9 protein-coding genes are annotated in these 11,180 nt (G+C 66.5%); 2 read left to right on the top strand and 7 right to left on the bottom strand.

The window, feature by feature from the left end; translation table 11 throughout:
* Positions 1 to 292: 292 nt before the first annotated feature.
* Together AC1DSA_RS25955 and AC1DSA_RS25960 are read right to left on the bottom strand one after the other, a co-directional pair.
* Complete coding sequence (locus tag AC1DSA_RS25955) at positions 293 to 1,828, bottom strand: P-loop ATPase, Sll1717 family (RefSeq protein ID WP_477894138.1); 1,536 nt, start codon at positions 1,826 to 1,828, stop codon at positions 293 to 295.
* 177 nt (positions 1,829 to 2,005) lie between these two features.
* A complete protein-coding gene (locus AC1DSA_RS25960) occupies positions 2,006 to 2,653 on the bottom strand; it encodes a hypothetical protein (RefSeq protein WP_477894140.1) in 648 nt (215 codons plus the stop codon).
* A 154-nt stretch (positions 2,654 to 2,807) separates the two neighbouring features.
* On the opposite strand from AC1DSA_RS25960, the gene AC1DSA_RS25965 reads away from it, so the two are divergent.
* A complete protein-coding gene (locus AC1DSA_RS25965) occupies positions 2,808 to 3,656 on the top strand; it encodes an integron integrase (RefSeq protein ID WP_477894153.1) in 849 nt (282 codons plus the stop codon).
* An 83-nt stretch (positions 3,657 to 3,739) separates the two neighbouring features.
* On the opposite strand, the gene AC1DSA_RS25970 is transcribed toward AC1DSA_RS25965, so the two are convergent.
* Genes AC1DSA_RS25970 through AC1DSA_RS25985 form a run of 4 tightly spaced genes read right to left on the bottom strand, consistent with a single transcriptional unit; the run spans position 3,740 to position 7,746 of the window.
* Complete coding sequence (locus AC1DSA_RS25970; RefSeq protein ID WP_477894142.1) at positions 3,740 to 4,981, bottom strand: MFS transporter; 1,242 nt, start codon at positions 4,979 to 4,981, stop codon at positions 3,740 to 3,742.
* A complete protein-coding gene (locus AC1DSA_RS25975; RefSeq protein ID WP_477894144.1) occupies positions 4,978 to 5,883 on the bottom strand; it encodes a Fe-Mn family superoxide dismutase in 906 nt (301 codons plus the stop codon). The genes AC1DSA_RS25970 and AC1DSA_RS25975 overlap by 4 nt, the downstream gene beginning before the upstream one ends.
* 25 nt (positions 5,884 to 5,908) lie before the next feature.
* Positions 5,909 to 6,541 (bottom strand): hypothetical protein, encoded by a 633-nt coding sequence (locus tag AC1DSA_RS25980; RefSeq protein WP_477894146.1) that lies wholly within the window; start codon positions 6,539 to 6,541, stop codon positions 5,909 to 5,911.
* Between the two features lie 11 nt (positions 6,542 to 6,552).
* Positions 6,553 to 7,746 carry a chromate transporter gene (locus AC1DSA_RS25985; RefSeq protein WP_477894147.1) on the bottom strand — a complete coding sequence of 398 codons (1,194 nt, stop codon included), beginning with the start codon at positions 7,744 to 7,746 and terminating at the stop codon, positions 6,553 to 6,555.
* Between the two features lie 182 nt (positions 7,747 to 7,928).
* Here AC1DSA_RS25985 and AC1DSA_RS25990 point away from each other — a divergent pair, with 182 nt between their 5' ends.
* On the top strand, positions 7,929 to 9,758 hold the full coding sequence (locus AC1DSA_RS25990) for an ABC transporter ATP-binding protein (RefSeq protein ID WP_477894149.1): 1,830 nt from the start codon (positions 7,929 to 7,931) through the stop codon (positions 9,756 to 9,758).
* A gap of 59 nt (positions 9,759 to 9,817) precedes the next feature.
* Here the strand turns inward: AC1DSA_RS25990 and AC1DSA_RS25995 are convergent, their stop codons facing one another.
* Complete coding sequence (locus AC1DSA_RS25995) at positions 9,818 to 11,035, bottom strand: M20 aminoacylase family protein (protein WP_477894151.1); 1,218 nt, start codon at positions 11,033 to 11,035, stop codon at positions 9,818 to 9,820.
* Positions 11,036 to 11,180 lie beyond the last annotated feature (145 nt).

Below are 11,180 nucleotides of genomic sequence, written 5' to 3' on the forward strand. Positions count from 1 at the left end.
CAAGGACTGATCGCCCCCTCATGGCCAACAGGGACGAACCCCAGGAAGTGCTGACGCCGATAACAAGTCCGGCTCATTGCAAGCCGATCGAACGTTTGGCGCTGCTTCCTACCACGCGGAACCCATGACGGCACGGGCTCAAGCAGCCCACACACGATGCCGGATATACGACCGCAGGCGTTGCTCTTGAAGCCAACAACAGTGATCAGGGCCTTGTCGTTGGAGAGGAGTCCATATACGACCTGTTAGGCGTCGCCTTCATTCCGTTCACGCCTCCCAGGCACCTGACCTATCAAGTAGGCTTGCGCGCTTCAGTTAAGTTAAGCGCGCGAACAAGGCCATCATGAACTCGGTACTCATCGGCTTCTACGAACCCTTGAGACGGATAGAAGCACTTGAACCGCCATTCGTTGGACGACCCCAGTCGAAAGCCGATGACTGAGTTTTCGAAAAGAAAACGCAAGTGATCTAGGGTATCTGCCGAGGTCGTCTTAACGCCCAGCTTCTCCAGTTCTTTAGCGAGAGCAGCGCTCGTGAAGTTGGTCGACCCATGATTCTGCAATGCGTTCAGCAAGTTCACGATCGACGGCCTCTGAACCTTCCATTCCTCAAGGACTTCCTGCTTAAGCCACTCCGAGTAACTGGGTTCGGCGTTGTAAATCGACTCACACTCCAGCTTTTCGAACGTAGGGGGTTCGTCGACGAACGGATCTTCGGCTTTATCCCGCATGGTCGCTACTGTCAAGTTAAGCAGCGAGATCAAGTCACGCGGACGCATCATGGTGCGCCGAAGCAAGTATCGCGAAGGACGTGCACCTTGCCGCATTTCGGTTTTGTCGAACAGCGCGTCAAGGGACGTGGCAACCGGCTGGCTGCTCTGCTTGGCGTAGTAATTCACCCGACGAAGAATCAAGCTTGCGATGTTGTCCTTGTTCCAGTGCAACAGCGCGCCGCAATCCGCCCTAAGCTTGTTGGCATCGTTAAGGCTCAGGGTATCGAAGATGTCCTCGCGCAGGAAGACGATCGGCCTGAGACGACCTTTGTACTGCGCATTAATGGCATCGCAGGCGGCCACAAGCCCGGCAATCACCTTCCGAGAAGCCTCGTACGAGACCTCGTCCCAAGCCTCATCAACTCTGTCAAAGCAGATGAACGTGGTGGGCCACTGCCCAGACGTCTCGGAAAGTGCTCGATCAAGGTACTCGATCAGGTTCTCGATGTTCTCAGAGAGGTGCTGTCGAAGGGACTGGTCCTTCTTCACTTCCTCAAACGTAACCTCTCCGCCCTCGACGCTGACCGCGTCGAGCCCGCCTTCCTCGAGATCTAGGCCCGCCTTCGGCAATTTCAAACCCGAAAGATTCAGAAGCTTTCGTCCCACGATTTGATAGATCGAAGGCACCGGACTATCAAATAGCTTCTCCAAAAGCTTTGTTGCCGCGGCGATCTTCTTTGGCGCAGCGATCCCCTTCTTGGCGTACCAGCCGGATACCGCCTTAAGGCACTCTATGAGAACAATGAAGCGCCACGACTGCTTGTACAGCATGGACTCCGCTTTGTTCTCGTTTGTCAGCAGCGCGTGTATGTTCCAGTTGTAGTCCTCGAAGGACAAGGCGATCAGCAGATCGTCCGGGTCGAGAAATTCCCTGGGGTTCTCAGTGAGGTATCGAAAGACCGCGGTCTTGCCTGCGCCTTTCCGACCAAGTACCAAGAAAGATGTGGGGCTGTTTGTGACCGACTTAAGCACTCCGTTGTCGAAGAAGTAACTCGACAAAAGGTCGTCTCGTTCAGCCGAGACTTTTCCGAAGTCAATCCAGTCCAATATATTCATGCTGCGTCTCCTGCGGACATTCTGGCAGAACTGCTGGGAGTCACGCCCCGAGCCTGCGTCCACCGCGACGCCTAACGTAAAGGTGACCGGCACGTTGTGGCAAGGGGCCGCACGGTGCACGATATCCAACGGCGCCGTGCGGCCCCTTGCCGCAACGTGTCCGCGTCGACCGACAAGTTAGGACGCACCGTCACCGCTCCGCAAGATCGGGGCCAAAGCAATCCGCAACTGTTCACGCGGAGGGGACGCGCCGTGGAGCATCACGCAGATGTCGCTGAAGTACGTCAGCGCGCGATCCACCTGCTCGGAGAAGATGAACACATTCACAAGCATTGTGCTCGGCAGAGAGGCAGTTCCTTTCACCGTCACGGGGTATCGAAAGACATACGAGCCTGGATCAACGCGATCCAATTCCTCGACAACATCAAGCACGTCTTCATAGACGAATCTGAGCGCCGGCAGGCTACGACCGAGAGCGTCGAGGACCGGTTCCGACATCGCGAGAAGTCGAACTAGGGAGTGTTCTCGCCACAGCCGTGGCAAGACTTCAACGAGTTCTGCCTCCGAAACGCTGATCAGAGCCGCCCGGCAAATCATCGCCTTCAGATACAGCTCAAGGGAGTGTCGAAAGAGAAACAAGATAGGACAGGCGTCGTGATCCAGCTCACCAAACTCTCGCTTCTCCTCCGCGTGCAGTAAGCGGTTGGCCGCGGTCCGGTAGCTACGCGCGTAAGCGATGACGTCCCCGGTCGGCTCAGCCGTCCAATTCAGCACAGCGTTGCCACGGGTTCCGACAGGCGCGCTGAAGAAATGGAGCAGTCCCATGCCGTGCGTTCTAACGTGATATAGGCCGCAACCCTGCGGAATAACACCAAGCTGCCGTCATGAAGAACTCCTGTCAGAGGCGTTTGCAAGTGCCTGATTTATATCAGCCAGTCTTGCCTGCCCTGCCGACTGTTGCCATCTAAAACCGCGCCGAATCCACCCACGGGTCATGGGCAAACCGGAGGTCGAGGCGTTCCTGTCCATGCTGGCCAACGAGCGGCACGCGGCAGTCTCGACGCACCGGCAAGCCTTGAGTGCTCTGCTGTTCCTGTTCAAGGAGGTGCTCGGCCAGCAACTGCCCTGGCTGGACGAGATCGGCCGTCCTACACCGAAGCGGCGCATCCCTGCGGTGCTGACCACGGCAGAAGTGCAGCGCTTGTTCTTCTTCATGGAGGGCCAGTCGGCCCTGCTGGCCAGGCTGCTGTACGGCACCGGCATGCGCCTGATGGAGGCGCTGTCGCTGCGCGTGAAGGACATCGACTTCGACCGCCAGGTGATCGTCGTGCGCGAGGGCAAGGGCGCGAAGGACCGCGTGGTCATGCTGCCGCGTTCGCTGCGCGACGAAGTGCGGGCGCAGCTGGAGGCATCGCGCGGCTGCTGGTCGTCCGATCGCGCGGCCGGCCGTGCCGGCGTGGCGTTGCCGCATGCGCTCGAGGCCAAGTACCCGCGCGCGGGCCTCACGTGGGGATGGCACTGGGTGTTCCCTTCTCCAACGCTCTCGGTCGATCCGGGGACCGGCGTCGAGCGGCGCCACCACCTGTACGAAGAGCGCCTCGCCCGCGCCCTGAAGCGTGCGGCCGCCGACGCCGGGATCGACAAACATGTCTCGGCGCACACGCTGCGCCACAGCTTCGCCACCCACCTCCTGCAGGCCGGCACGGACATCCGCACCGTGCAGGAACTGCTGGGCCACAGCGATGTCAGCACGACCATGATCTACACGCACGTGCTGAAGGTCGCTGCCGGCGGCACGGCCAGCCCGCTCGACGCTCTCCCTGCGTGACGCGCCGTGCGTGCGGGTTCGTGGCCGACGTGGGCTCCCGGACCAGGCAATCATTCACAGGACGTCGGACGCTTCCACCTCCGTCAATCTCCCTCGCGCTCCTCCGGCGGATGCACCCGCGCGAACATCGCCAGCAGCATCAAGTCGTAGCCGATCTTCAGCGCGCCGCCCACGATCAGCGGCCAGCCGAAGCTGGACAGGCCCAGCAGCCAGCCGGCGATCGCGGGGCTGGCCGCGGCCGCCAGGCTGCGCGGTACCGAGGTGACGCTCGCCGCGGCCGGGCGCTCCGCTGGGGTGACGATGGCCATGACGTACGAGCTGCGCGTCGGCACGTCCATCTGCGACAGCGCACTGCGCACCAGCAGCAGCGCGATCACCCACGACAGCTCGCCGCAGAAGGGCATCGCCAGCAGGCAGAGGCTGGAAGGCAGGTGCGTGTAGACCATGGTGCGGACCAGCCCGATGCGGTTGGCGATGCGCACGGCCACCAGGTACGAGAAGGCCGACAGCACGCCGGTCCAGAAGAACAGCGATCCCGCCGCCTCGATCGACAGGCCGAAGCGCTGGTACAGCCACAGTGCCAGCAGCGACTGCACCAGGAAGCCGCCGCCGAACGCATCGACGCTGAACAGCGCCGCCAGCACCAGCACGCGCCGACGCGACGGCCCCAGCACCGAGCGCGCCTCGTCCGTGGCGGCCTGGCGCGTGCGGGGCAGTCCGCGGTAGACGAGCGCGGCGGCCCCTGCGATCAGGGCATACAACAGGAACATCGCCTGCAGCGCGGCATGCATGCCGATGCCCAACGATGGCGCGGCCAGCGCGGGAAGGCCGGCGCACAGCGCACCGAACGCGCCGGACAGCGTGCCCACGAGGCTGTACCGCGCGAAGGCGGCGGTGCGCCGCCGCGGGTCCACGCTGGTGGACAGAAGGGCATGCTCCAGCGGCAGGAACACGCTGACGTCGCCACCGGACGGGTTGATGGTTCCCACGAAAGCCACCAGCATCAGCGGCCAGAAGCCGGTGACCGACGCCAGCGCCAGCCCGGTGCCGGCCATCAGTGCGCAGGCGGCCAGCAGCAAGGTGCGCCACGCGTACCGGCCGGCCTGCGCGCCCGCCATCAGCGTCAGCAGGCCGGAGCCCAGCAAGGTGGTGGTGGCGATGACTCCCACCTGCAAGGGCGTGAAGCCCAGCTGCAACAGGTACAGCGGCAGCAGCAGGCTGACGAAGCCGTCGGCAAAGCCGCGCAGCCCCTTGGCCAGCAGCAGGCGGTCGGCGTCGCGCCAGACCCGCGCAGGCGGGAGCACCATCGCGCTCCAGGGCTTCATGACCGCGGGCGTACCGGCATCCCGGCGGATTCCCAGCCGGCGATCCCGCCGCGCAGGAAGCGCGCATCGTGGCCGGCGGCGCGCAGCCGCAACGCGGTGGCGCGGCCGACTTCGTGGCCGTAGACGCAATAGACGACCACAGGTCGGCCTGCCTCCAGGTCGGCGCTCCAGCTCGCCACTTGCAGCGGGTCGTGCCGGACCGCCCCCGCGACCATGGTCTGCGCAGCGTCGAATACGCCGGCGCGGCGCACGTCGATCACCAGCGCGTCGCGGATCTCGTCGGCGCCGCAGGCGAAGGGCTCGCTGGCGGCGTGGACCGCCGCCTGGTAGCGACCGTAGACGGCCTGCCAGGCGATGTTGGCGATGAACGCATCGACGTACGCCGCCGCACCCGCGCCGAAGTCCATGTGATAGGCGTGCTCGTACATGTCCAGCGCCAGCAAGGGCACGCCCCCTGCGACCGCGTGCGTGTGATCGGCCGCCCACTGGTTGACCAGGGTGCCTTCGCGCGGCTGGAACGTGAGCAGCATCCAGCCGGAACCGCCCGCCTGCGCCTTGCCGCAAGCGGAGAACTCGGCCTGCCAGCGCTCGACGCTGCCGAAGCTCGCCGCGAGCGCCAGCGCCCAGGCCGGTTCCATCTGCTGCGCACCGGCGGCGAGGCTGGCGAAGTACAGCTCATGCAGCAGCATGGAGTTGGTGGCAATCAGCTCCTCGCGCTTCAGGCCGTTCCAGGCGAAGCCGGGTGCGCTGGCGGGATCCATCCTGGCCAATTCCGCGCGCAGGGCATTCAGGCGCTTGACGGCGCCGCTGTAGTTGTTGGCGTGATGGCTGCGCAGCAGTCGTTCCGACAGGCCTGGAATGGTGGCGGGATCGAACGGCAATGGGTAGGGCTTCAGGTCCATGGGTTTCTCCTCCGTGTCCGTGGGCTCACCGGCCGGTGGCTGGCGCGATCGGCGCGCTGCCATAGCTGAGTTCGGAGAACGCGGTCACGCTGTCTGCCTTGGTCCAGACGCCGACGGCGCCCGGACCGGCGATGTGCGCGTCCTGGACCTCGATGTAGCGGGTGCCGTCCAGCCACACCGCTATCCGCTCGCCCGCGAACTCCACGCGCAAGGTGTGCGACTTGCCGCGCGCGACCGGCGCGTCCACGTACTTGATCGTCTTGCGGGAGCCGCGTTCGGTGTAGTACAGGGAGACGTTGTTCTCCAGGGCATTGGCGCGCGCGACGTAGTAGTTGTCGGCATCCTTCCAGCGCCAGACCACGCCTCCGGCCTGGTCCTCATGCCCCGAGATCGGCTGGAAGCGGGTCTCGACGAAGCCGTCCGCCACCACGACTCCGCTGCGCACGCACCAGGGGAAGGTGCCGCTGCCGCTTTGCAGCAGCACGCGTCCGCCGGCCGGGCCCGGTTCCACTGTCCACCGAGGGCTCCCGCGCCCGGTGACGCCGCAGGTCCACCCGGCGGGCGCGGCGCCGGTGGGCTCCTGGTCGAAGCGAATGGTTTGTGCGCCCGTGAGGGCCGAAGCGGCCGCGGCGGCAACTCCGATGAGGGCTTGCTTCATGGGGACCTCCTTCAGGAATGAGCAATGAGGGGATGCGCCAACAGGCCGACCACGGCCGCGACCACGACGATCACGGGCTCCGGCAGCTTCTTGAATCTCCACAGCACGAAGGCCGTCGCGACGGCCAGCGCGCCGGTGAGCCAGTCGGTGATCGAGCGCTGGGCGATGACGACCACCGCCCCCGCGATGGCGCCGATCGCCGCCGCCGTCACGCCGTCCACGAAGGCGACGATGGCTGGCCGCTTGCCGTGCTTCTTGAAGTACGGAGCTGGAATGACGGTGAACAGGTAGCAGGGCAGGAAGGTCGCCGTGGCCGCAACCACGGCGCCCCAGAAGCCGGCCACCAGGTAGCCGATGAACCCGGTCGTGATGACGACCGGGCCGGGGGTGATCATGGCGACCGCCACGGCGTCGACGAACTGCCGATCGCTGAGCCAGCCATACTCCTTGACCACGCCGCCATACAGGAAGGGCACGATGGCCAGGCCGCTGCCGAACACGAAGCTGCCCGCGTAGGCGAAGAAGCCGCCGATCTGCGCCAGCTTGTGCCAATCCACGGTCGTGAGCGCGAATCCGGCCCAGAGCGGGGCCGCGGTGGCCTGCAGCGTGCCGGATCTCCACTTCGGCGGCGCGCGCAGCAGCCACACGAGCACTCCGGATCCCAGGAAGAGCAAGGCGTTCTCCGTCTGCGTGATGACGGTCACGGCGGCACTGACCAGGAAGATCGCCCACAGCAACTTGTCCTTGCCGATGTTCTTGCTGGTGAGCTTCCATGCGCTCATGCAGATGATGCCGATGACCGCGGCACCGACGCCGTAGAACACCGCCTGCATCCAGCCGATGCCGCCGAAGGCCAGGTAGGCGGCGCCAAGGCCGACCACCATCACGAACGAGGGCAGCACGAAGGCCAGTCCAGCGAAGGTGGCGCCGCGCAGGCTGTAATGCACGAAGCCGAGATAGATCGCGAGCTGCGCGGCCAGCGGGCCAGGCATCAGCTGCGAAAGGGCCATGCCCTCCTTGTAGTCGGCTTCGGAGATCCAGGCACGCTGCTCCACCAGGTCGCGGTACATGTAGCCCACCAAGGCAACCGGGCCGCCGAACCCGAGCGTCCCCAGTCGCAACATGTAGGCGACGAGTTGCCAGAGGGTGTAGCGGGGCGCAGCCGGTGCGGCCGATGGTTCGGCGGGAAGGGGGACATCCTGCAAGCTGAGCTCCTATCCGGGCGCGTGGCCCTGATCAGGAGCAGAACTTGGACGCTGCTGCGTCTTGAAGCGGGGAGTCTGCTCGTGTCCCCAGCCTGAATTGTAGGGCCCAGTGCTCAGGAATGCCAGTGGCCCGCGGTGCGCACGGGGTGACGCTCCCCAGCCCGCCCCTGCAGAATCCGGGGATGAACCTGCTGAAGAAATACCTGAGGCCGCAGCGCAAGCTGGCGGTGCTGGCGCTGCTGCTGGCCGCGCTGAGCCAGGTGCTGGCGCTGCTGGATCCGATCATCTTCGGCTGGCTGGTGGATGGCTACGCCAACCAGCGCGACGTCAAGAGCGACCAGGAACTGGTGAGCGGCGCACTGCGGCTGCTGGCGCTCGCGGTGGCGGTGGCCATCGCCTCGCGGGCCTGCAAGGCCATGCAGGACTACGTGACGCGCGTCGTGGTGCAGCGCTTCGGCACCCAGATCTTCAACGACGGGCTGCGCCAGACGCTGCGCCTGCGCTACCAGGAGTTCGAGGACCAGAGCAGCGGCGAGACGCTGTCGCTGCTGCTGCGCGTGCGGCGCGACACCGAGCGCTTCATCAACGCCTTCATCAACGTGCTGTTCGCCTCGCTGGTGGGTCTGGGCTTCCTCCTCTGGTACGCGGTCACCCGCAGCTGGCTGCTGGTGCCGGTGTTCCTGGTCGGCCTGCTGGTGCTGGGCGGGCTGTCCGGCTTGCTGAGCCGGCAGATCCGCAGCCAGCAGCGCGCGCTGAACCGCGAGACGACGCGCAACGCCGGCTTCATCACCGAGAGCCTGCGCAACGTCGCGCTGATCAAGAGCCTGGGCCTGACCTTCCGCGAGATCCGGCGGCTGGAGGCACAGACCCAGGTGATCTTCGACCTGGAGATGGCCAAGGTGCGGCGCATCCGCTGGCTCACCTTCCTGCAGGGGACCACGCTGAGCCTGCTGAAGCTGTCGGTGCTGTTCACGCTGCTGTGGCTGATCTTCCGCGACGTGCTGTCCACCGGCGAGCTGATCGCGATGCAGTTCATCTCGGTGGGCATCCTGGCGCCGCTGCAGGAGCTGGGCACCATCATCCTGGCCTGGCGCGAGGCCAGCGCCTCGATGGCGAACTTCGCCGAGCTGATGGCCAAGCCGGTCGACCAGCGCCCCAAGGACGCGGTGCACGTCGGCCCCATCCAGTCCCTGCGCTTCGAGCACGTCGTGTTCCGCCACCGCGGCGCGCAGGAGAACGCGCTGGACGACGTGAGCTTCTTCGCGCGCCGCGGCGACACCATCGCCTTCGTCGGTCCGTCCGGGTCCGGCAAGTCGACGCTGGTGAAGCTGCTGCTGGGGCTGTACCGTCCGGCGTCGGGCGAGGTGTACTTCAACGAGGTCAGCACCCGCAAGCTGCGCTACAACGAGGCGCGCCGCCAGGTCGGCTACGTCACGCAGGAGACCAGCCTGTTCGGCGGCACGGTGCGCGAGAACATGCTGTTCGTGCGCCCCGATGCCACCGACGCCCAGATCCTCGCCGCGCTGGAGCACGCACAGTGCACGGAGCTGCTGGCCCGCCTGCCGCAGGGGCTGGACACGGTGGTCGGCGAAGGCGGCACCAAGCTGTCGGGCGGCGAGCGCCAGCGGCTGTCGATCGCCCGGGCGCTGCTGCGCGAGCCGCGCCTGCTGGTGTTCGACGAAGCCACCTCGGCCCTCGATTCGCTGACCGAGCAGCAGGTGACCGAGACGGTGCGCCGGGTGTCCGAGGAGCGCACCCAGATCACGCTGCTGATCGCGCATCGGCTGTCGACCGTGCTGCACGCGGACGCGATCTACGTGCTGGAGAAGGGCCGCGTGGTGGAAAGCGGCACCCACGCGGAACTGGTGGCGCTCAAGGGCCTGTACTACGCGATGTGGCGCCAGCAGATCGGCGAGCGCGAAGCCGCGCCGGCAGGCCGGCCCGCGGAGCAGGACGACGGCGAAGATGCCAGTGCCGCGCTGGCCGCCGCGGATTACCTGCGGCCGCTGTAGGTCCGGAACACCGGAAAGGCTGCTCCCGCCGCCCAACCGGACTTGACGCGGACGGTGGCCTACGCCGCGGCGCCCGGACGTCCTCGCCCCAGCCACTGCTCGGCCAGCCGCACCCAGAAGGTCGCGCCCAGCGGCAGCAGTTCGTCGTTGAAGTCGTAGCTGGGGTTGTGCAGCATGCACGGCCCGCCGCCGTGTCCCATCTCGCGGTGCGCGCCGTCGCCGTTGGAGATGAAGGCGTAGGCGCCGGGTCTGGCCTGCAGCATGAAGGCGAAATCCTCCGCGCCCATCGTCGGCTCCTGGTCCCGCACCCGCTCGGGGCCGACGATGCCGGCCATCACCTCGCGCGCGAAGGCCGCTTCCGCCGGAGAATTCACCGTGGGCGGGTACTTGCGACGGAAGCTGAACTCGCAGCGCGCGCCGAAAGCCGCGCAGGTGTGCTCGGCCAGCTCGCGCATGCGCCGCTCCACCAGGTCCAGCACCTCCAGCGAGAAGGTGCGCACGGTTCCCTGCAGTTCGCAGCTGTCCGGCACGACGTTGGTCGCCTCGCCCGCGTGGATCATGGTCACCGAGATCACGGCGGCGTCCACCGGCTTCACGTTGCGCGAGACGATGGTCTGGAAGGCCGACACCAGCTGGCAGGCGATCGGCACCGGGTCGATGCCGTTGTGCGGCAGCGCCGCGTGGCTGCCCTGCCCGTGGATCGTGATGCGGAAGTCGTTGGACGAGGCCATCACCGGCCCGCTGCTCACCGCGAAGGTGCCCACCGGCGCGCCCGGCCAGTTGTGCATGCCGAACACGGCCTCCATCGGGAAGCGCTCGAACAGGCCCTCGCGCACCATCACGCCGGCGCCGCCGCCATCCTCTTCGGCAGGCTGGAAGATCAGGTAGACGGTGCCGTCGAAGTGGCGGTTGCCGGCGAGGTGGCGCGCGGCGGCCAGCAGCATGGCGGTGTGGCCGTCGTGGCCGCAGCCGTGCATGCGGCCCGGGTGGCGGCTCGCGTGCGCGAAGGTGTTGAGTTCCTGCAGCGGCAGCGCGTCCATGTCGGCGCGCAGGCCCACGCCGCGTCCGCAGGCGCCGCCGTCGCGGCCGTGGATCATGCCGACGACGCCGGTGCCCGCCAGGCCGCGGTGCACCGGGATGCCCCAGCCGGTGAGCAGGTTGGCCACCAGGTCGGCGGTGCGCTGCTCCTGGAAGCACAGCTCGGGATGCGCGTGGATGTCGCGCCGCCATTCCTGCGCGGAGCCGGCCTGCTCGGCGATGTCCTGGATGATCTTCATCGCGTCAGCAGGGCGATGCAGTATCCCAGGGCCAGACCCAGGCCGGTGCCGAACACGACCAGCCACGCGGGCACCGGCGCACCGAGTCCGCCGCCGGCGGGCACCCACCCGGGCGCGGGCCCGGCCTGCGGGGCGAGGCCCGGCG

It is taken from the genome of Ramlibacter sp. P4_H7, from assembly GCF_056400765.1.